The organism is Belliella marina, assembly GCF_042682445.1.
GTDB classification, from domain to species: domain Bacteria; phylum Bacteroidota; class Bacteroidia; order Cytophagales; family Cyclobacteriaceae; genus Belliella; species Belliella marina.
Map to the genome: position 1 here is coordinate 1 of NZ_JBHUHR010000033.1, position 21,626 is coordinate 21,626.

14 protein-coding genes are annotated in these 21,626 nt (G+C 42.7%); 8 read left to right on the forward strand and 6 right to left on the reverse strand.

The genetic code is table 11. The annotated features are described in order from the left end of the window. A partial coding sequence (locus ACFSKL_RS11900; RefSeq protein ID WP_376886461.1) for a hypothetical protein occupies nucleotides 1-545 on the forward strand: 545 nt, incomplete at its 5' end. A gap of 33 nt (nucleotides 546-578) precedes the next feature. Here the strand turns inward: ACFSKL_RS11900 and ACFSKL_RS11905 are convergent. Further along, nucleotides 579-1,121 (reverse strand): RNA polymerase sigma factor, encoded by a 543-nt coding sequence (locus ACFSKL_RS11905; RefSeq protein WP_376886462.1) that lies wholly within the window; start codon nucleotides 1,119-1,121, stop codon nucleotides 579-581. A gap of 259 nt (nucleotides 1,122-1,380) precedes the next feature. Here ACFSKL_RS11905 and ACFSKL_RS11910 point away from each other — a divergent pair, with 259 nt between their 5' ends. The 4 genes from ACFSKL_RS11910 (at nucleotide 1,381) to ACFSKL_RS11925 (ending at nucleotide 8,432) form a co-directional block, all read left to right on the forward strand. Beyond that, nucleotides 1,381-2,328, forward strand: a complete 948-nt coding sequence (locus ACFSKL_RS11910; protein ID WP_376886463.1) for a FecR family protein — start codon at nucleotides 1,381-1,383, stop codon at nucleotides 2,326-2,328. Between the two features lie 112 nt (nucleotides 2,329-2,440). Further along, a complete protein-coding gene (locus tag ACFSKL_RS11915; protein ID WP_376886464.1) occupies nucleotides 2,441-5,530 on the forward strand; it encodes a TonB-dependent receptor domain-containing protein in 3,090 nt (1,029 codons plus the stop codon). A gap of 95 nt (nucleotides 5,531-5,625) precedes the next feature. Next, nucleotides 5,626-7,062 (forward strand): tetratricopeptide repeat protein, encoded by a 1,437-nt coding sequence (locus ACFSKL_RS11920; protein ID WP_376886465.1) that lies wholly within the window; start codon nucleotides 5,626-5,628, stop codon nucleotides 7,060-7,062. Between the two features lie 5 nt (nucleotides 7,063-7,067). Then, a complete protein-coding gene (locus ACFSKL_RS11925) occupies nucleotides 7,068-8,432 on the forward strand; it encodes an alkaline phosphatase family protein (protein WP_376886466.1) in 1,365 nt (454 codons plus the stop codon). 92 nt (nucleotides 8,433-8,524) lie between these two features. On the opposite strand, the gene ACFSKL_RS11930 is transcribed toward ACFSKL_RS11925, so the two are convergent. The 4 genes from ACFSKL_RS11930 to ACFSKL_RS11945 form a co-directional block, all read right to left on the reverse strand. Then, nucleotides 8,525-9,874, reverse strand: coding sequence for a purple acid phosphatase family protein (locus ACFSKL_RS11930; protein ID WP_376886467.1), 1,350 nt, complete (start codon nucleotides 9,872-9,874; stop codon nucleotides 8,525-8,527). A 39-nt stretch (nucleotides 9,875-9,913) separates the two neighbouring features. After that, on the reverse strand, nucleotides 9,914-10,447 hold the full coding sequence (locus tag ACFSKL_RS11935; protein ID WP_376886468.1) for an RNA polymerase sigma factor: 534 nt from the start codon (nucleotides 10,445-10,447) through the stop codon (nucleotides 9,914-9,916). Nucleotides 10,448-10,718: 271 nt separating this feature from the next. After that, the gene (locus ACFSKL_RS11940; RefSeq protein WP_376886469.1) at nucleotides 10,719-12,953 is read right to left on the reverse strand and encodes a hypothetical protein; all 2,235 of its coding nucleotides are present in this window, start codon (nucleotides 12,951-12,953) and stop codon (nucleotides 10,719-10,721) included. Between the two features lie 6 nt (nucleotides 12,954-12,959). Further along, on the reverse strand, nucleotides 12,960-14,033 hold the full coding sequence (locus ACFSKL_RS11945) for a polysaccharide deacetylase family protein (RefSeq protein ID WP_376886470.1): 1,074 nt from the start codon (nucleotides 14,031-14,033) through the stop codon (nucleotides 12,960-12,962). Between the two features lie 617 nt (nucleotides 14,034-14,650). Here ACFSKL_RS11945 and ACFSKL_RS11950 point away from each other — a divergent pair. Next, nucleotides 14,651-15,844, forward strand: coding sequence for a DNA-binding transcriptional regulator (locus ACFSKL_RS11950; RefSeq protein WP_376886471.1), 1,194 nt, complete (start codon nucleotides 14,651-14,653; stop codon nucleotides 15,842-15,844). 260 nt (nucleotides 15,845-16,104) lie between these two features. Here ACFSKL_RS11950 and ACFSKL_RS11955 read toward each other — a convergent pair whose 3' ends face one another. Then, complete coding sequence (locus ACFSKL_RS11955; RefSeq protein ID WP_376886472.1) at nucleotides 16,105-17,886, reverse strand: purple acid phosphatase family protein; 1,782 nt, start codon at nucleotides 17,884-17,886, stop codon at nucleotides 16,105-16,107. A 126-nt stretch (nucleotides 17,887-18,012) separates the two neighbouring features. On the opposite strand from ACFSKL_RS11955, the gene ACFSKL_RS11960 reads away from it, so the two are divergent. Continuing rightward, nucleotides 18,013-18,204: a hypothetical protein gene (locus ACFSKL_RS11960; RefSeq protein ID WP_376886473.1), complete on the forward strand. Its 192-nt coding sequence runs from the start codon at nucleotides 18,013-18,015 to the stop codon at nucleotides 18,202-18,204. Between the two features lie 38 nt (nucleotides 18,205-18,242). Beyond that, nucleotides 18,243-21,626, forward strand: coding sequence for a SusC/RagA family TonB-linked outer membrane protein (locus tag ACFSKL_RS11965; protein WP_376886474.1), 3,384 nt, complete (start codon nucleotides 18,243-18,245; stop codon nucleotides 21,624-21,626).

Below are 21,626 nucleotides of genomic sequence, written 5' to 3' on the forward strand. Positions count from 1 at the left end.
GCTTGAAAGGGGCTATGCCATTTGCTTTACAGTATGGCCATGATCCCCTGCCAAAAGAAGCTGATATCGACGAAGCCTGGAGCAGGGTTGCCACTAAATACGAAATGTTGATAGGCTATGCCAAACAGGAAGCCTCAATTTATATCCCTAACCTAAAACCTGTTCAAAGATTCGTAAAACTGCCTTTCCTGGGCAAGTATTTTGAGAAGGTTATTGTTAGGCTATTGAGCTATAAAGTCTACAAAAAGGCCTCAAATGAATTCGCACAAAGGCATGCAAAAGCAGGAGGGAAGGCCTACCTGTATGAGATTGCATGGGGTTCCAAAACCAACGGGTTCGGGGCAACCCATACCATAGACCTGCCATTGTTGTTTGGCGATAAGGCCACTTGGGAAAAAGCTATGCTGACTGAAGGGATCGAATGGGAAGAGGTGGAACTCGAAGGGAAAAAATTCCGGGGAATTTGGGCTGAATTTGCCAGGTCTGGGTACCTTCCAACCGAAAATGATGCGCTTCTGGATTTGGTGAAGATCTCAAGGGTTTGAACAGGGTTCAAATTTCACTTTGGGATAGCGCTTTCAGCAGTTGTTTTCCTTCAGCTTCTTGAAGCTGGTGATGGCATTGCTGATCTGCTTTTCAACAGTACGGATCGATAGGTTCAGCTTTGCTGCGATTTCCTTGTTGCTAAGCTGCTCAAACCTACTCAACATAAAGATCTCCCGGGTACGCTTGGGCAGCCTCTCCATGATTCCATTGATCTCACTTTGAAGCTCTTTTTCAGAAATAATCAATTCTGTCTTGTTGACAAACTGAAGATTTTCCATCAATGCCAAATGTTCCTGTTGTACTTTGCGCTTTCTGAGTGTATTGAGGATTCTGTATTTTAGATCCTGATGGAGAAACCCTTTTACATGGCTCAGCGTCAGCTTGTGCCTATTTTCCCAAATATTTATAAACACCTGTTGAGCCAGGTCTTCTCCCTCATCCCTAGGCAAAACCTTGCAGGCGGTGGCACACAGCTCAGGCCAATACCTATCTATCAAGAGCGAAAGCGCTTTGGTATCATCTTCCTGCAGTTTTTGGAAAAGCTCCAGGTCGTTTTCAGGCGATAAGTAGTCCATCAATTTTTTATTTCCCCAAATTTCCTGAGGATAAAACCGATTTGCTAATAGAATTTATTATCAAATAATTAAGTGTTGTCCGTTCTTTTTGGATTGTTTTAAATTTACTTAATGACTTGTTTTTAAGGTGTTTGGGTTGTTTTTTTTAAGGGAATTGTTTCATCTTGGAGTTATCAAATTGTTACTTTTGGCTTTTTTGGCTTTTTGCAGTACGTGATGTTCGCCCCCTATGCATCTACAGTCAAATTGATAAAACAGGATGACGGAAAAAGATTATTTTGAACTCCTCAACAGGGTCCTAGACGGTACTGCAACCAAAGAGGAAAAATCCTTGGTTGATGCTTTTTATGAAAGGGTTTCTACAGTGGGATCGACACAGGTTGGCAACAAGGAGAGTTTGGGGAAAAACAAAGAGGCTATTTTCAGGAAATTGAACCTGGAGAACGGAGCCACTCCCCCCAATGAAAAAACAGCTATTGGTTTCTTTCCAAGAATAATCTTGGGCTTGGCAGCATCCATCACAGTGGTTTTGGTATGCTGGTCCCTGGCATTTTATTATGCCCAAGCCGGCAGTTATGAAAACATGGGGGAAGCCATCTCAATGGTTGACTTGCCCGATGGTTCACAGGTCATGCTTTCACCGAACTCCCAAATTTCCTATTACAAAAATGTCCTAGACGGTGGTAGGGTGGTAAAACTCCAGGGGGAAGGTTTTTTTGATGTTCATAAAATCAAGGGCAGCAAGTTCACAGTACATTTTCTGGATTCCAAGCTGGAGGTGCTTGGAACTACCTTCCATGTCGATGCAAGACTGTCCAATGAATACCAGGTGGGACTATTTACAGGCGCTGTTGCTGTTTTCCCTCAACACACCAAAGAGAAGATATTGATGAAACCCGGTCAAAAGCTGCTGGTCAACCCAGGCTTGTCAAAGGAAGGGCATCAGCTGCTCTCCTTTTTTGACAGGGATACAGATGAAAAAATCCTCCGATATGATTCCATTCCACTGGTAAGCCTGATGAAGGTTTTTGATGCGCAGTTTGGTACCAAGACAAATTTTGGGGACAGCAAACTGGAAAACCAAATCGTGGGGGGACATTTCAACTTTGAAGAAGCCGATGACCTGCTGGAACAAATAAGTTTTATCCTCAACATAAAGTATGAACAACATGAAAACCAATTGACAATCTATGAAAACAAGAACTGAAAGTAAAACAATAGAGGTCCCTGCTCTGCCAAGCAAGAACCTCTGATTAAAACCAAGAAAAAAGATTTTAATTATGGAATGTAAAACTAACAAAAATTTAAAAAGACGCTTGATGTCAAAGGTTTATTTATTGAATTTATTCCTTGTGATGATTTCATTGAATACTTACGGACAAAGCAGTCTGTCAGAAAAGGTATCTTTAGCAAAAGGTTCCTACAATGTCTCTGAGGTGCTTGAGGCCATCATCAAGGACTCTGGATACCTGTTTATCTATTCGGAAAAACCATCGGGGAATGTCATCCTTGACAGAGATGGGATGGAAGTGGAAAATGTTCTCAAAAACCTCCAGGCCCAACTGAACCTGGGCTATCAGGTGAAGGGCAAACAGATCGCCTTGAGCAAAACTGCCAAAGCAAGGGAAATAGTCGAGGGGGTGGTCAAAACAAGACAGGGGGAAACCCTTCCCGGGGCAAGTGTCAGAGTGAAAGGGGGAACAAATGGAACGGTGACCGATTTGGATGGTAAGTTTCGTCTGAATCTCAGCACGGGAGAAGTGCTCTTGGTTTCATTTGTTGGCTACCAAAGTACTGAAATAGGAGTCGACAGGCCAAACCTGGAAATCATCCTGATGGAAAATACCAGTTCCCTTGACGAGGTAGTGGTAACTGGACAGGGGATGAGCATACAGAAAAGAAGGCTGTCTACCAATGTGGTCAGTGTGAGTGGCAAGGAATTGGAAAAATTCCCCGCAACAAGATTTGACCAATTGCTCCAGGCAAAAATCCCCAATGCACAGATCAGGTTGACCGGCGGTCAGGCAGGAGCTACTTCCATCATCCGGGCCAGGGGGGTGGTTTCCGCATTTGTAAACTCAACCCCGGTGATCTATGTTGACGGTGTCAGGATGGACAACCTCAACACAGCTTCGACAATCGGAGGGGGAGGTGCACAAAGTGCAGGGATCAGTTCACTCGCTGACATCCCTATGGACAATATCGAAAGGATAGAATATGTGAATGGAGGAGCGGCAACAACGCTTTTTGGGTCAGATGCTGCAAATGGGGTAATCCAGATTTTCACCAAAAAATCGGGTGACGGAAGGCTGAACCTGACCTTTGGGACACAGGTGGGGGTAGAAACACCGACCGCTGATTTTTTGAGGTTCAAAAGGGTCGAAGAATTGTTGTTTCAGAATGGTCTCTACCAAAGATATAACCTGGGGATTAACGGGAGCACCCCAGATGGCTTTGGCTACAGCTTTACCATGGGATACCTCAACAGTGAAGGGGTGCAGATCTATGACCAAAACAAGAATGACAGATTGGATATGCGCTCTGGATTCAGTGCCAAATTGGGAAAAAAAGTCATTTATGAGAGTAGTTTCAGCTTTATCAACAACAGGTTCAAAAGAAACAGGAATGGAAACCAGGGAGGATATACAGGTTTGTGGTTTACCGAAAGTGGCGCCTCTGCCACAACAGGCCCACAACCGAGGTTTGATCCTGAAATAGACAATCTATCCGAAGGTGAATTTGAAAGGATGAAGGCCTATGTCCGAAAAGCCGAAAGACTACAGGACAATGAAATCGTGGTAAACAGGTTCCAGACTTCCCAGAGCTTTACCTATAACCCCATTGAATCCATCACCATGAAGGCCGTGGGTGGCATTGATTACAGAACACTCAGGAACCAGGTGATAACAACCAACGAATACCTAACCCATACTACTGGAAACCCTACAACAAACCAAGGTTCTATTTCCAATGGGGACAGGAAGTTTTGGGGCCTAACCTTGGAGGCAAACGCCCAGCATAGAATGAACATAGGCGATTTTAGCTTTGTGAGCACACTGGGAGGCCAACTGTTCAGGAATGAGGACAGGCAGGTTTCCTATGTAGGTACCAACATCAGGGATGGCGCAAGAAACATTGCGGATGCAGCCTTGAAAACAAGCAATGAGGTTTACTATGAAGTGGTTAACTATGGGGTCTATTTTCAGGAGAACTTGGGCTACAAGGAAAAAATGTTTTTGGAACTAGGATTAAGAGGGGATGGCAACAGTGCCTTCGGCAAGGATATCGGTGTGCAGTATTATCCCAAAATTGGCTTTTCATACATCCCTACTTTTGAACCCTTTTTTGAAAATGTAAACTGGCTTTCATCGCTCAAGCTTCGCGGAAACTACGGGGTTGCGGGGAATTTTCCTACTCCATTTATGAACTTGAGAACCATTGCTTTTCCAGGTTACCTTGGGGAGCAGGCAGCAGTATTCGGCACCCCCGGTGCAGACCTGAGACCGGAGAAGACCTCGACATTGGAGCTTGGAGTTGACTTTGGGTTATTCAAAGACAGGTTGGCACTTTCATTTGGATATTATAATGCCAGCACAAACGATGCATTGTTCAGGGTTCCTTCCTCACCATCTTCAGGGGAATCCGATGCCTTCAGAAATGTGGGTGAAATCAACAACAAAGGGATTGAATTCAACATGAACTTTATTGCCTTGCAGCAACGAAACCAATCCCTGTCATTCAACCTTTCCATCAATACCAACGAAAACAAAGTGGTGAATGCCGGTGGTTCTGCACCTTTTAATATCAACGGCTTCTCCGAAAGGACAGTACAGACAGTGGTACAGGAAGGGTTTCCTGTTGGCTTTATCAGGGGAAGCAAAGCTGTTTTCGGGGAAGATGGCCTACTTGACGAAGTGATTCCCCTCCAAAACCTTGGGACTACCATCCCCAACCTTTATGGAAGCATGGGCTTGAATTATGAGTTTAAGGCTTTCAACTTCTTTGCCAATGCAGATTACCAAAAAGGTGCATTTGCCAACAATTGGGATAGCCAGTTCAGGTACTTTTATGGTGCGGGAAATGAAGGTATTCCCCAGGCTGAAATCGACAGAAGTGGCAGGGGAGGCTGGTTGGGCCTCACCAACATGTTTGTTGAAAAAACCGATTTTATCAAAGTCAGGGTAATTGGGGTCAACTATATCGCCCGACCAAAACAAGGCTTTATCAAAAGCATGACTTTGGGATTCAATGTTCAAAACCCTTTGAACTTTGCGGCATCCTCCTTTGATCCGGAAGCAACCATCAGTGGCAGTGCCACAGGCCAGGGTGGTGCTACTACAGGAGGTATCGCCTATGCGACATATTCCGCACCAAGACAATTCATCGGTTCCGTAAAATTTAGCTTCTAAAAAACTATGAAATCGAGCATGATCCCAGGAATCACACAAATGAATGTAGTTCATGCGAGATTCCATATGTCCAATGAAAGACAAATTATAATCATATGAAAAAGACAATCGTTTATACAGCATTCGCAATATTGGCATGTACAGGCCTGAATTCCTGTAACCTATTCGATGTGACCAATCCCTATGTCACCGAAGATAGGTTTATCAACAGCCCACAAGCAGCCACCATCTGGATGAATGGCGTAAAAAGACAAGCCAGCCAGACAGTGGGGACAGTAGTTGAATTTACCGAACTGGTATCGGACAACTATTTCAACAACTATACCCAAAGCAGTAAGGTCTTTGATATTCCAGAGATCAACCATTTTGATATCGATGTGAGAAGGGTGCAGACCAGCATCCACCTTTTGTTGGAGACTGCCAGGTTTGGAATCGACAAGGTGCTTCCAAATGACCCGGAGTCAACCCCCTTGCAACTGGCGGAATGCAATTTCTACATGGGCTATGCACACCTTTTGGCTGGGGAACTCTATGTGGCAATGCCGGAGGCTCCAAATGGCGCCGTCCTAAGTCCACAACAGCACCTGGAAAAAGCCATCCAATATTTCACAGTGGCCCAGAACAGCTATCCGGATGCAAAAGACAAACTTTCCTGTGATTTGGCAGTTGCCAGAGCATACCATAGGATGGGTAACAAAACTGCGGCGAGCACTGCAGCCTTGAAAATAACGGATGCAGATCCCCTACTGTTGAGACAGGTGTTTTACGGTACACAATCAGGGCCTGGCAACAATTTTCAGAATGCCATTTTCTCTGGGACAATCAACCAGTTTGCACCACTTCCAAGGTTGGATTTTCTCGATCCAAAATATTTCAACCTCACTTCCGTGATCGTAGATGACCAAAAGCCAATCAGCATCCTGAAGGCTGAGGAGGCATTCCTGATCCTTTCCGAAGTAGCATTGGCAGACTCCGATATCCAAACTGCCAAGGCATTTCTGGTTCGTTTGGTGGAAGATGTGGTCAGCAAAAGGCCAGTAACAACATTGGATGATTCCAGGGAAACCAGAAATGGTGGGAACAGAAATGATTATCCACTCACAGAAGTGGATGTCAGGTTTGATGCCAACAGCCCCTGGAAATCAGGTTTGGTGCTGGACAGACAAGCTGGGGAAATCAACGCTTTCAGTGTCTCAGGGACACATGTGACGGTAGCAGATATCAACCATGCTGCAACTGTCGATCAGCTGCTTTACCTGACCTATCTGATCAGACAGGAAGTGTTTTTTGCCGAAGGCAGAAGAATGACAGACCTGGGCATCCGTTTTCCAATCTCAGAATTGGAGTTCAACAACAACAGCAATGTGAATGAATCACATCTGGTTACAATGATGCCTGCATTTATTCCCTTAAACCTTGAAATGGATGACTTTACTGTTGACCCTGTTACAGGAAATGTCACCATGAAACACGATATGAACAAAGTTCTGGTTACCAATAAACAGTCTGATTTAGTCATCCCACTCTTCTGAAAACCATGAAAAATCCAATAATCATTTTGTTGATATGTTTATCTATTCAACATTTCGCAAATGCCCAGGAAATCCCCGAAATCAAGCATGTAGTCCTGATCTCAATAGATGGCCTTCGGCCTGAGTTTTATCTGGACGAAAGTTGGCCAGCTCCCAATATCCAATATATGGCAAAAAATGGGATTGCCGCCTCTGGGGTAGATGGCGTATTTCCTACGGCAACCTACACTTCCCATACATCCATCATCAGTGGCAAACTGCCCGTAAACCATGGGATCTATTACAATATGGACCTTGATCCAGAAACCTTCAGGTCACAATGGTTTATGGAATACAAGGATGTGAAGACCAAAACACTTTGGGAAAAAGTAAGGGAGAAGGGCATGACTTCGGCAGCATTTAGCTGGCCGGTGACAGCCGGAGCCCCGATTGACTACAATATCCCGGAAGTTTGGGCTAGTGAAGCCCCAAATGACAGGACCGTTGCCATCAGGAAGTGGAACAACCCATCTAACCTTCTTGAAGAGCTAGAATACAATGCTACGGGTAAACTTTTGGCAGAAGACATCAGCCTTGGGTTTAGGGTGATGGACCAAAACCACAGCAGGATGCTCGGCTATGTCCTCAGGACCTACAAACCAAATCTCTCTACCATCCATCTGGTTCACACAGATGGGGCACAGCATAAGAAGGGAAGGGAATCTGAATTGATCAGACAGACTCTGGCATCTGTAGACCAAACGGTAGGCCATATCTTGGAATCCATAGAAAGGGCTGGAATCGCCGACCAGACCGTGGTAATGGTCATCGGTGACCATGGATTTGTGGATATCCACCATGCTATCCAACCCAATGTACTTTTGAGCCAATTGGGTCTGATAGGGGATGATATCGAAAGGGAAAATTGGAAAGCATTTTTCCAAAGCTCCTCAGGAAGTACCTTCCTGCACCTCAAAGATAAAAACGACAAAGCACTACTCGGTAAGATAGTCTCAGCATTGGAGGAATTGCCAAAGGAAATCCGTTCTGGTTTTGAAATCCTCGACAAGCAAAAATTGCTGGAAGCAGGGGCACATCCCGATGCAGTATTGGCACTTGCAGCCAAAGAAGGCTATAAGTTTGGGACTTCTTGGAATGAAGAACTGTTCAGCGCCTCTTCCGGTGGTGTCCACGGTTATTTTCCTGATTTCAAGAATATCCAAACAGGGATGATCATCTATGGAAACCAGAATCATTCTTTGGAAAAGCCTGTTGACAATGTTCGTTTGATAGACTTTGCACCGATAATTTCCGAATTGCTCAAGCTTGATCCTGAAGGTTTTGATGGGAAAATCCCAGATTCGATAAAAGGAAAACTACTGAAAAAATAGGTGGAATGTAGATAGAAAATAAGATTAAGGAGGCCGGATGATTCCGTGCCTCCTTATTTTATTGAAATTTTTATTTCCTTTTTGGAAGCTTCTTAATAATCCGTCCCATATAATTTATTGTACGTAGCAACATCTTCTGGGCTCAATTTTTCCAACCTGCCTTTTGGCAGTTGGGTACTCTCTGGGCCCAAGTTCCCATGTTCTGTAAATATGTTTCCATCGGGACTTTTTACCAAGTCAAAACCATCATACTTTTTGCCATCTGCTGTGAAACTCTCGTATTGCAACTGGTTTTTGTTGATGCTGATGATCTGATATAGTTGGATGTTGGCACCGGCCCTTTCCATCCAACGTTCCAATGAAGGCGTATACATTTTTGGCCCAGCTACGGAGACCACATACATAGGCCCCTTGGAAGCTCCTTGGGAGATATCTGGTTTAAAACCCCTTCCATAGGTATGGTCGTGTCCCTGAAATACGATGTCGATTTTGTATTTTTCAAACAAGGGTTGAAAGAGTTCCCTTAATATTGGGTTGTCCCTTTTATCGCTCACTGAATATACTGGATGATGCATCAGTACTACTTTCCATTGGTTTTCTGTGTTTTTCAATACCTCTTCCAACCAGTCCCTTTGGACTTGCCTGGAAACAGAGTCCAACATAATCAACTGGGAGTCCAGACAGATGATCCGCATATTGCCAAAGTCTTGGTAATAGACAGAGGATTGGTGGGGGATGGGGCCATTCTTTGGAAAATTGAACTGCTTGTCCCAATGATTGTCCAATTGAAGATTCCTTTGCTCGTCCCGTGTGTATTCATGGTTTCCTGGGGTTGCCAATATGGGGATCTGTGCATGTGCCCAGCCTCCCGTCCCATACCATTCACCCCATTCATGGTCGTTGTGGGTCCTGTTGATCAAATCACCTGCATAGAGCATAAACGAGGCTGATGGCTGATGCATCAAGCTTTTTCTTACCACTCTTGAAGCCAGAGATTTAATTCCGTTTTGGATATCCCCCAGGTAGATAAAGGAGAAAGCTTCCATGTTTTTGGATGAAGTGCTGACCTGATGCCATTCACTCCATGCATCTTCACTCCCTACCCGGTAGACATATAGTTTCCCCGGATCCAGTCCTGTGACATTTACCGAGAAATAATGTGCCTCAACCCCATCTGAATCCAACACTTTTCTGTCAGCTTTCTTTGTGGGGAGAATTTCACCGAGTTCGGGGCTGTTGTTTTCGGTACTGATTTCAATAAAAGCTTCTTCCACCTGCGTGGAAGTTCTAAATCCAACCGAAAAAGCGGTTTCAGGATCCTCCCCCAAATGGAGGGTGATCCTGTCAGGTGTAGATGTTGGTAAATTGTTCTGGGCATTTGCTCCCTGTATTTCAAAGAAGGAAATGATGGGAAGCAGGATTAATAGTTGATGGTATTTCATGTTTTTAACTCAGTTTTCATTTTTCTCTTACTCATATAACTAAAATACTTGACTCTTTAAGATCATTCTTGCCTTTACCAATTGGTTTTTGACGGTGTTTTTTGAGATATCCAGCCTTTCCGAAATTTCAATATATGACAGGTTTTCGAAATAGCTCAACTCCAGAATCTTCCTCCTCTTGACAGACAATCCTTGAACGGCTTTTTCCAATTTCACATAAATATCTTCTTGTGAGCCTTCTTCAAGGGTAGATTCCTCTTGTCCATAGTACTCCAGCCAATAAGCTTCTTTCTTCTTAGAGTCAGATTTGAGCTTTTTGAAATAATCGAAAACTTCATTTTTGGTAATTGTAAACAAATAGGCCTGGAACCCGGCTTCCAAGGATAGGGAATCCTTTTTTTGGATAATTTTCAGGAAGACTTCATGGAATATGTTTTCTGCTGCTTCCCTGTCCTTTATAAAGGACTGTACAAAGCGCATCACTGGGACCTTGTAGATCTCGTATACTTTTTCAATGGCTTGCTTTTTTCCGTTTTTAAATTGTTCGAAGGTATTATTATCAAGGGGTATCATGGCAGTCGGATTGAATTTGACAGATGAAATTTTGATATAATACCCTTGTTTTTTAACGCATATCACGTATAATTATCCTCATATTGCGAAAATTTTGTAAGTAACAATAATATAATACCTGGAGAATGATTTCTTAAAATTGACTGGGTGTTTGGATGTTGGGTTAACCAAAAATTAATGTTTGTTGCTTGGATTTCTGGAAATAAAAATTTAATTGAAAAGGCAGCCTTTGGGTAAAGACTGCCTTAATCACGTTTTCTTTGGAATATCATTATCGGATGACTTCCAGATATCTGCCCATCCAATAAGGGAGCAACCAAATATCTCCAGCACTGTATTCAGACATTCCATCATTTCCTCCATCCAATTTGAACCGGTTGGAATTGTGTTTTCCAACAACCGCTTCTGATGGGGGCAAAACCATTTCTGTACTTTGTTTTCTGAAATTGTCTTGGACAAGTACGATGTCCTTTCTATGGCTGTTCCTGATATTCCAATTGATAAGATCCATAGGATGCTTTTTCAAAAACCAAATTGATTCCTCCAAATCAAAGTTGTCAGGCTGGACCATGGCTGTAAAAATATTCCACAATGCATCTTTTTCCGGCTTTTCAGCCTCCCAGTGATCAATGATGGCTTTTTTGTATTGTGTTTTAAGGGTGTCGTTGAAAGCATATCTGTAAAGTCCCCAATAACCCAAAAAATACATTTCGTCATCAGAATGGTTCCAAGCTTGGGAAAGCAGGTCAGCCCACTGGTCATCTCCATTTTCTGTCCTACCAATGTGATCCATAGACCTCGTGAGATTTTCCAAATAGCCATGTTCGTTCATCAGCTCAAATGCCTTTTCCCTGTATACCTCTTTCCCAGTAAAATGATAGGCAGTCTGTAACATGGCGATGATGTTTGAGGAATTGAGTTTTCTGTCACCAACCTGTACTGGGAAACTGTTGACATATTCGGGATTCCACTTACCCCATAATGTAGGTTTGCTGTCATAATCGATCAGGTACCAGTCATTTTCAACAATATGTGTCATTAGGGTGTCAATCAGTGCTATGGATGTGGATTTGATCCATGGATCATCTACTATTTCTGCCAATACACCGAATGCAAAGATGTGTCCTATTGCCTCATCACTGCTGGTAGTTGCCTTCCAATCCCATCCCGGTATTTCGGAATGCTGCCACCTTTCAGGGTCAGACATTTGATTGCTATAACCACTTCGTTCAAAGGAACGTGAAGGGAAACCGGGTACTGGGTTGATGGAGTATAGCCTTTCCATAGCCAAAAGGGATTCTTTACAGTTTTGAAGCGCCTCAGGATCTTTGGTAACAGCATATCTGAAAGCCTGTCCTCCCAAATACATGGCTGTCCAGAGCCCATCGTTGTCTGAGTCCTTCAAGCGGGCATTGTAAATATTTCCTTTTTCGTAAAGCAATAAGCCCGAATTGAATCCGTATCGAATATGCCTTTCCCGGACTTGCTTTTCATAATACTGTGCTTTTTGGGCTATAGTCATCTCCTCGAAAATAATTTTGGATAGCCCAGCCTCTGTAAGGATCAGAATTTCTTGCTCATTTTCGGTATTGATAGCAATTACGCGATCACCCAAAATCCACCTTTCACCGAAATAATATGAAATATCCGCTTCCACCCCCGCCTTATTTCTGGAGATACTGAATACACCCTTAGTCGTTCCGAACCATAATTTTTCCCCGGAATAGGACACTGTGGTGATTTCTGTCCATGGGATTTTACGTTGCCATATTATTTCCTTTTCTGATAAAGTGAGGGGGATTTCACAAAAGCCATTTTCTGAACCTATCAATGCCCTGCTACCACTTGAATCCAAGTCAAAAGAAGTAAGGCTATCTGCCATGGCAAAGCTCATGGCTTTTTCAACTTCAAAGTCTAGCCTATAGAGATTTTTTTTGCTTAATGCCCAAAAACTGTTGGTAGCGGGATGGTATTTCAATTGCAGGACTTTTTGGCCATCGGGAAGGAGTAGCTCCTGGCTATCCATGCCTTCCCTGATCAATTTGACCCTATTATCCTCAGCGATGGAAAAGTTAAAATCCTTCCCTACGGCAAAGGCTGAAGGACTTTTCAAATGGTGATGTATAAATACAGTACCAGCATAGCTATTGGAAAAAACAGCTTGGGAATCAAGGTAGAAAACCTGGGAATCATACGAGGAAATTGCAAGTACCTGCTTTTCGGCCATGGGCAGATAGTAGTTGTTGGCAAGGAGTTTTCCAGGTACCAAAAATTCTCCGGTCGAAGGACTGAGGAGTTTTGTTCCTGCAAGCACCTGAATATTTCCGTTGCTTTCCCGCTCTAGCCCTTTGAGGTTTTCGTTTCCATGATATTGATATTTGATGGCATAGTCTTGGAGAAATAATTCATCCTCATAAAACTTCGCTTCTTCTTGCAACTGGTTTCCATTTTTCAGATTACAGGCGTAAATGACACATAGTAAGACAAAGTAAATCAAGTTTTTCATCAGGGTTTATTGTTTGGAGTTCTTTCTTCTTTCCATAACTTCCCTCCAAGTAGTAAGGATGATGTTGTTTTCCTGAAGGTAGTTTTTCAATTTAGGATCAATCATCGCAAGCATGTCTGCATACCTGGAATCACCGGAACCGGATATCCTGTCAAAAAATTCTGAATATTCATTGCAATGGACGATGAGCATCAACAATCCAGGCTCCATCGTTTCAAGCACCCTTTTTATTTCTGAAATCTTGTGTTGGCCTAATTCTTCAAGGGTATAGTTTTCCTTTTCAGGTTTCCACTTTCCGCTGACGGTATGAAGATCGTCCAAAACAGGCAATCCCAAAGACCATATTTTTTGCCCTACAGGAGTGGTGTTCTTCAATAATTTTTGCTCAGGAAGCTGCATTCCTTCCTTGTACTTCCCCTCTGCTTTTAGTTTTTGAACGATAGGGTAATTAAGGCTCTCTTCCAGAAGTTTGTTGTTGCCACCTGGAAACATCACCGGAATACCGTATTCAGCACCGACTTGGATGTACTTTTCCAGGAAGGGCTCATGTGCGAAAAGCGTACCCATATGTGAATCCAAATGGGTGGGCTTGAGTCCCAGACTGATTGCCCTGTCGACTTGGGCTTTCATTTCAATATAGACTTCTTCCGGACTGCCATTCTTGACAACAAGCTCTACAGAATTCCACATAGCTCCTTCATGATCTTGAAGTGAGGGGCTCAAAGCCTTGCCCGATAATGGTTCCCATCGGTAATCTTTCCATTCAGAAGTAAGGGTTAAATGGACACCTACATCCATTTGAGGGTTTTTATTGGCATAATTCACAAAGCTGGCTGACCAGGCACAAGGCATCATGACGCTACAGGAAGTGGCGACACCCTCTTCCATGGATTTGATGGTTCCCAAATTGGATTCATAAGACATACCTGAATCATCAACATGGAAAATTATTACTTTTTGTCCCTTTTCCCAGCCTAGTTTTTCGGCATATGTCGCCTGGGCAAATAAATGTGTGGTTGCTCCCCCATATAATAGAAAGAAGCATGCTGTCAGGATGGATAAGGTGTGTTTATTTTTCATAGCAATTGGATTTACTTGGATTGATAATTTTAATGGGGCTCTTCACTATTCAAGCAGTATGTTTTTATAAATATAAGATTTTCAATTTTTTATGGTGGGGTTTGTTGGCTGTTATGGGTGAAATCTAATTGACAGAATATTCATGTGGAGTGAAATTTAAATTGGAGGGATCGAGAAGCTTTGTTATTACCTTGCGCTCATGCAGACTTTCAGTTTTGGCTCTTTTATTATATACTGCAACTTAGTGGTGAAGGACTACTTGAGAATTGTGTTTTATTAAAACTAAGACTGGAATGACTTTGGCTTTTGTATTTGCCCTTACGAATATCCATGTCTTTGTTTGGGAAATGTTGGGTGGCATCTTCTAATGTTATCTTTTTGTTATTTAGTGGTTTATGCCAGTCTCTTGCGTTGGATTTTCTGTATTGGATTGACTTTTTTTAATAGCTTTACCTGTGGAAATACGCTAAAGAAACTAGGTGTTGTAAAGCTGATTGGTATGGTCTAGATGGTGTTAAATCACCAATCATCTTGTTTTGCTTGCCTTTTTGAAATAAATAAGAAAACATTAACACCCGCTATTGCAGCACTCCCTGCATTGGCATTTTACCCAGGACATGTATAAAGTAATATTGCTTTTGGATTTTGCAGAAGAGTATAGCAAAAGTCTCTTGAAAGGAATTTCAAGATATTCTTCTGAGTTTGGACCTTGGTCTTATTGCAGGATGCCCTTGTTTTACAGGGAAACGATGGGGACCAGGGGAATTATAGATTGGGCACATGATTGGGGAGCGAATGGTATCATTGGCCAACTGTACAATGAAATGGAATCGGATTTTTTGGACTCCGGAATTCCTGTGATCGTACAGGATTTCAAGGAGCGGTTTCGAAAAATCCCCAACATAACAGGGAGTTACCGAGAGACCGGAAAACTTGGTGCAGATTACTTTTTGAAAAAAGGTTACTATCATTTTGCATTTTATGGGTTCAACAATATCGTGTGGTCAAGGGAAAGAGCTGAAGGGTTTGAAAAAACCATCAATGATGCTGGCTATCAGGTGCATTATTTTGAACATAAAAAAGCCAGATCCACTGATGTGTGGTACTATAAAAGCAACTCATTGAGCAATTGGCTCCTAAATTTGCCCAAGCCCATTGCTTTGATGGCATGTGACGACAATCAGGGGGGACATATCACAGAGGCCTGCAAGCAGATTGGAATTAGAATCCCCCAGGATATTGCCGTGTTGGGAGTAGATAATGATGTGATGCTTTGTGAATTGTCAGACCCACCTTTATCAAGTATCTCTTTGGATATTGAATATGGAGGATACCAAGCGGCGCAGATTTTGGCAGAAATGATCAAAAATAAAAGCCAGTTCAATAGGGATATCATCGTTCCGCCGCTTAAGGTGGTGACCAGGTCTTCAACAGATATTTATGCCTCTGCCAATGGTTACGTTGCCAAAACATTGGATTTTATCCACAAAAACATCGATAAATCCCTCCAGGTAGATGAGGTTGTCAAAGAAGTGCCGATGTCTAGAAGGTCATTGGAAAAGCTATTCTTGGAAATTACAGGAAAACCTATTTATAAATATATCTCCGATTTGAGAATAGAAAAGGTAGCAGAAAAACTGGCAGAGACAGACTTGACTATATTTGAAATTGCTTTGGATATGGGATTGCCGGACAGTAAAAATATCTCCCGGCAATTTAAACAGGTAATGGGCTGTACACCTGTGGAATATAGAAGGCAAGAGATGCAGAAAAACCGGCTTGAAGTATTTTCGGAAGCATCTGATTTTTAGTATGCTGCTGTTTTGCCTTTTGTCAAGTAAGCAGGGATTTTATTTTTTACAGATAGACAAACACCTTCGCAGGGAAATTGCTTTTAACAATTACAAAGTGAGAAACCTTCGAGGGGTATCCAATTTGGTGGATTGGTCTGTGGGGGTACAGTCCAATGGTGATAAAGTTCAAACCCTCGAAGTTTTTTGGATATAAGCGAATTCCCTGAACTCCCTTGTTCCTTTTTTTGTCAATGTCTCTTTAAGTTGCATGGTCAGGACTACTTTTTTAACTGAAATGAATCCAAGAGCTTGCCATTGAAATCGAAGGCCTGCAACTTTAACGTATTGGAAGAAATGTCGATTTTTTGATACATATAGTCATTGGGCAGTTCGATGGCAGCGAAATCCCCCCTGCTTTTTTCACCCTCGTATCCTTTTCCTTTGGTGGAAGCACTGTGTACAAAGACCGTTTGATGTTTGCTGTCATAAAACTCACGCAATGGTTTGGATCTCATGTAGTAGTGGAAGTGTCCACTTAAAACCAAGTCTATCCCATATTTTTCAAGTATAGGCAACCACTCTCTTTGGATATCTTCATAAGGTTCCTTTGAGTTGAAGGGAGGGAAATGGATGGTTAATATTTTCCACTTGGCAGGATGGGACTTCAGGGTTTGTTCCAGCCAGGTTGTTTGTTCCTTTATCGGCAAGGTGCCATCGATCATTATGAACAGTGCATTAGAATAGGAGAATTGATAGGTGAATTCCTCAAAGTCCTTGTTAGGTCCATTTTTGGGGTAGTCAAACATTTCCCTAAACATCCATGCACCAAGACCATCTTGGCTATCGTGGTTACCGGGCACAGCCATCAATGGCGTTTGTGCGGCTGCCTTACCCAATGAACCAAAAAATTGGTCCCAGTCATTTCGGTATAAGCCCGTTCCAACAAGATCACCGGAATTCAAGACGAAAGCACTTTCAGGGAATCTGTGTAATGCTTTTTGATACATTCCCCCTGTTTTCATGTCATTGTGCATGTCCCCAAACCATAGAAAAGAAAAATCTTCAATACTGTCGGGGGCAGTTTTGAATGAAAAAACATCAGAAGAATTCCCGTTCTCCGTTATAATCCTGTATTCATATACTGTGTTTGGCAGTAAGGAATCTAACCTGAATGTATTTCTGTTGATATACCGGTCATTGACCAACAGCCTGTCTTCCATCAGAAACTGCTCTGCCTGGGAAATCTGCTTTTGGGCTTTGCCTTTCTGCCAGTACTCCAAACTTACATTGCCTGCCTGTGGGTTGGTTCTGCATTGGATACTGATGCTGTATCGGGCTGAACCCTCCCAGGTTAATAGGAGCTGATCTGCATGGTTGCCGGAAGGAAACTCCGTCCTTCGGAAAGCATCCAGTAAATGGGCTTCCCTTGCCCTTCCCCGAATAGTGGTAAACAGAATTTCTCCTATCATCGATGCGGGAACTTCCTTGATTTTGAGGCCATCCCAGTCATGGTAGGTAAATGCACCTTCCTCCATTGTTTGGAATTGTTGGTTTTCCGGAAATACTGGGTCTATTTCTAATGGATTTATTTTTTCAATAGGAGTTACGCTGATAAAATAGACAGGGCGGTGCATGTCAAAACCATTGATACCCAGCCTTACCATTCCTTTTTCAAAATGCTTTTGCCAAACCTCGTAGGTAGCATGTTCATTTTTTACCACCATTTCGGTAAGTTGGAATCCCGATTCTGAAAGCCAAAATGGGATTTCCTTTTGTGCTTTGTCCCTCATAAGTGATACCCTTACTGGTTGGTTGACCCCAAACACCCAATAATTTCTTGCCAAGGCATCTTTTTCTTCATCCCTTAAAAAATCCAATACATCCCGGTGATTTAATTGGGATAGGTCCTCAGAATCTTTTTCCAAATAGAGTCTTGATACGATACTATCCATGGCTGTATCCACAGAAATCGACTCCACATGGTTGGGTTGACACCCAACCAAGCAGATTGATAGCAAGAGATTGATGAACAGCAGGGGATAGGACAATTTATTTTTCATGGCAATGGGAGTTTGGCTACCAAATGAATACCCAATAAACCAGAAAATAGGCTATTGAAAAAAATAAAAAATAAATGAGTAGCCTTTTCGGAAAGATCTCAGGTACTACAAATGAAAGACCTGAAAATGGAAAAACATAGCCCATCAGAGATGATTCAGAAGCTAGTCAATGGGGAATTGACAAGGGAAGAGTTTGAAATGGTTTTGGATGCTTTTGAAGATCCAGTACAAGGAGTGGCTTATCAAAAAGTCCTCCAGGAATATTTTGACGGTCTGTGCAAAGTCGAAAACACAAACAGAATAAATAATCAAGTTTAAGGAAAACCAATTAATCAAAATTCAAACCTAATAAGCTTATGAAACACGTTGTTTACTTATTGAATTCTTTATTGGGATGCTGTTCCAGAATGGTCTCCATAAAGGCTTGTTGTTTGGTGATGGGGCTACTAGCCATTGGCCGGTCTGAGGTTTATTCTTTCGGAATGATGGAAATGCAGCAATCAGAGCAACAGGTGGCAGGGAAAGTAATCTCTGCACAGGACGGGCTGCCTTTGCCAGGTGTGACGGTAATGGAAAAAAATACGGGCAATGGTACTGTAACAGACATCAATGGTGAGTTTTCACTTTTGTTGAGAAACCCAAATCCGGTATTGGTATTTTCATACATAGGGTTTGAAACCTTGGAATTTTCATTGGCAAACCAGAGTAGGGTAGAGATCGAGCTTGTTGAAGCCATACAGGCAATGGGCGAAGTTGTAGTTACTGCCCTTGGTATAGAAAGGGAAAAAAGATCTCTCGGATATGCAGTAGGGGAAGTCAAGGGAGATGCACTCAGGACGGTGGTGCAGGAGAACCCTATGAATGCCTTGGCTGGAAGGGTAGCCGGGGTGACTGTCAACCAAGTGAGTGGGGTTGGTTCCTCTACCAATATTGTCATTAGAGGTGCCACTTCTTTGACTAGTGACAACCAGCCTTTGTTTGTAATCGATGGAGTGCCTGTTTCCAACTCAATGAACAACATCAGAAATATGGGTGATAGAAACGAGGTAGATTATGGTAGCCCAATTTCCGACTTAAGCCCAGAGGATATAGAGGAAATAACAGTATTGAAAGGACCGAGTGCTGCTGCTCTCTATGGATCTAGAGCTGGAAATGGGGTAATCCTGGTAACGACAAAAAAAGGGAAAGCAGGTGAACCAATAAAGGTGAACTTTACCACCAGTAATGTCTTTGAAAGGCCCTATAGGTATTTGGACTTTCATTATATGCATGCATCTGGCGTTCGTCCCAACCTCTTGGATGAAAGGTCTGCAGCCTGGGTAGGGCCAAGACTAGATGCAGGAATTACTGCTGTACAGTGGAATAGCCCCATCGGAGAAGATGGCAACAGGACGCCTACAGAACTTCGCTCTTATCCAGACAATATGAAAAACTTCCTTGAGACAGGCTTTACCTCTACCAATTCCATATCGGTATCAGGTTCCAGTCAACGGGCAACTTATAGGTTTGGTTTTACCAACATGATCCATAATGGCATGATCCCAAACACGGATCTCTTTAGAAACAACCTGTCTTTGTCCAACTCATTCAAGATTACAGACAAGTTGACCTTCAATACGGATATCAATCTGACAAGATCCAATTCCAATAACAGGGCTGCAACTGGCAACAGAGGAGCAAATCCCCTAGAAGCAGTGTATAACTGGCCCCATGTTGACATTCGGGAATTAAGGGATATTTGGGTTCCGGGACAGGAACACATCCAGCAATTATCAGTTTCCCCAAATGATGACAACCCATATTTCATTGCTTATGGGATCAACAACGCTTTTGTTAGGGATAGGATATTCGGGAATGTAAAGCTTAATTATCAGTTTAACGAAAAGCTATTTTCCCATTTACGCATGACCATGGATACCTATACAGAAAATAGGGAAACCAAGATCCCATGGTCATACACCAGGGAGCGTAACGGTGCTTTCCATTTGCAGGACATGGGAAGGACTGAAACCAATATCGAATTCCTGACCACATATACCAAACAAATCAATGATATCAGTCTGTCTATTTCAGGTGGAGGAAATATCATGAGGCAGATGTATAAGGATAATTATATGGGGAGTGCCCGTAATGCGGGCCTTATAGTCCCTGGACTGTACAGAGTCAGCAATATCCCAAATGCAGGACTTCAATATAACAACTTTTCGTCTGAGAAATCAATCTATTCGGTATTTGGAATAGCTTCATTGGGCTTTAGAGACCAAGTTTATTTGGATTTGACAGCTCGAAATGATTGGTCTAGCACTTTGCCTGCCCAAAACAGGTCTTATTTTTACCCTTCGGCGTCCTTAAGCTGGCTGGCAAATTATACTTTTGACTTGCCTTCCAATATCTCCATGTTGAAATTCAGGGCTGGTATTGCACAAGCGGGGAATGATACAAACCCCTATGCGCTCGAACCGGTTTTGGGGACATCCAACTGGGGGGATTTGATAACCACGAATTATCCCGGGACTTTGCTAAACCCCAATTTAAAGCCGGAAATCAACACCTCCCAAGAATATGGGTTGGATCTAAATTTGTTCAATAACCTGATCCGTTTGGAAGCTACCTATTTTTACCAGAAAAATGAAAACCAGATATTGAACATTCCAACACCACAATCTACCGGATTCAATCAAAGACAGATCAATGCAGGCTTGATATCCAGTAGAGGCTGGGAGATTCATCTGGGAGCAACTCCCATCCGTAACCAAAATGGTTTGACTTTGGACATTGGTGCGAATTTCACCCGCATGAGAACCAAGCTGGAGAAATTGACTGATGGGATGGACTTTTTGGTCCTTTGGGAGGACAATGATGGCGGTGCATCCACTTTCGTAGGAGGTCAGATAGGAGATTTATGGAGCAGGGGCTATGCTTATGTGGAAGATCCCAACTCACCTTATTATAAATGGCCTATCTTGGACAACAACGGATCATGGACTTTGCTCAACGGAAGGGATACCAGAAAAAAGGTTGGTAATTTCAATCCCGATGCCATTATAGGCCTACAGACCTCCTTAAAATATAAAAGATGGACCTTGGATGCCAATTTTGATTTGAGGCTTGGCGGGGATTTCATGTCTTTTACCTACAGGTATGGGGAATCTAACTGGAAATCAAAAAGGCAGATGGACTTGTTGATTCCGGGTGGATTGTACTCAGAGGAAGAGTTGATAGCATTGCTCAAATCCGATCCCGATAGATATATTATCCCATCCAATGGAAATTTTCCAAGAGTGGGTGGCTATGACAGTTATGCAGGAGGACTTCCCGTCAATATGGGGCCAGAAGGCAATGATGGGGTATTTGTACCGGGAGTAATAAGAAATGCCGAAGGTGAATATGTAGAACATCTCGGCGGCCCTGGAACAAGAATACATCCAATAGCATCTGCTTTCTCTTGGAGATTTAACCAACAGGTGACATTTGATGCGTCGTTTTTGAAATTGAGGGAATTGTCTATAGGGTATCAATTTCCAAAAGTGCCAGGCTTTCAAAATGTTCATGTTTCAGTATTTACCCGAAACTTAATGCTATGGACCAAATCCAAGATAGGGATTGATCCGGAAAGGGCTTTTCAAGCTACTGGTTCCAAACAAGGTGATTCCGCAAATTTATTCAGACAGGGGATTGAGCTTCAGAATGTGATGCCATGGACTTTGCCATTCGGTTTTAAATTAAACGCCAATTTTTAA

Excerpts from the sequence above, each read along its gene's own strand:
- ACFSKL_RS11905 (WP_376886462.1), bottom strand. The coding sequence starts at position 1,121 with ATGGACTACTTATCGCCTGAAAACGACCTGGAGCTTTTCCAAAAACTG.
- ACFSKL_RS11910 (WP_376886463.1), top strand. The coding sequence starts at position 1,381 with ATGACGGAAAAAGATTATTTTGAACTCCTCAACAGGGTCCTAGACGGT.
- ACFSKL_RS11915 (WP_376886464.1), top strand. The coding sequence starts at position 2,441 with ATGTCAAAGGTTTATTTATTGAATTTATTCCTTGTGATGATTTCATTG.
- ACFSKL_RS11920 (WP_376886465.1), top strand. The coding sequence starts at position 5,626 with ATGAAAAAGACAATCGTTTATACAGCATTCGCAATATTGGCATGTACA.
- ACFSKL_RS11925 (WP_376886466.1), top strand. The coding sequence starts at position 7,068 with ATGAAAAATCCAATAATCATTTTGTTGATATGTTTATCTATTCAACAT.
- ACFSKL_RS11930 (WP_376886467.1), bottom strand. The coding sequence starts at position 9,874 with ATGAAATACCATCAACTATTAATCCTGCTTCCCATCATTTCCTTCTTT.
- ACFSKL_RS11935 (WP_376886468.1), bottom strand. The coding sequence starts at position 10,447 with ATGATACCCCTTGATAATAATACCTTCGAACAATTTAAAAACGGAAAA.
- ACFSKL_RS11940 (WP_376886469.1), bottom strand. The coding sequence starts at position 12,953 with ATGAAAAACTTGATTTACTTTGTCTTACTATGTGTCATTTACGCCTGT.
- ACFSKL_RS11945 (WP_376886470.1), bottom strand. The coding sequence starts at position 14,033 with ATGAAAAATAAACACACCTTATCCATCCTGACAGCATGCTTCTTTCTA.
- ACFSKL_RS11950 (WP_376886471.1), top strand. The coding sequence starts at position 14,651 with ATGTATAAAGTAATATTGCTTTTGGATTTTGCAGAAGAGTATAGCAAA.
- ACFSKL_RS11955 (WP_376886472.1), bottom strand. The coding sequence starts at position 17,886 with ATGAAAAATAAATTGTCCTATCCCCTGCTGTTCATCAATCTCTTGCTA.
- ACFSKL_RS11960 (WP_376886473.1), top strand. The coding sequence starts at position 18,013 with ATGGAAAAACATAGCCCATCAGAGATGATTCAGAAGCTAGTCAATGGG.
- ACFSKL_RS11965 (WP_376886474.1), top strand. The coding sequence starts at position 18,243 with ATGAAACACGTTGTTTACTTATTGAATTCTTTATTGGGATGCTGTTCC.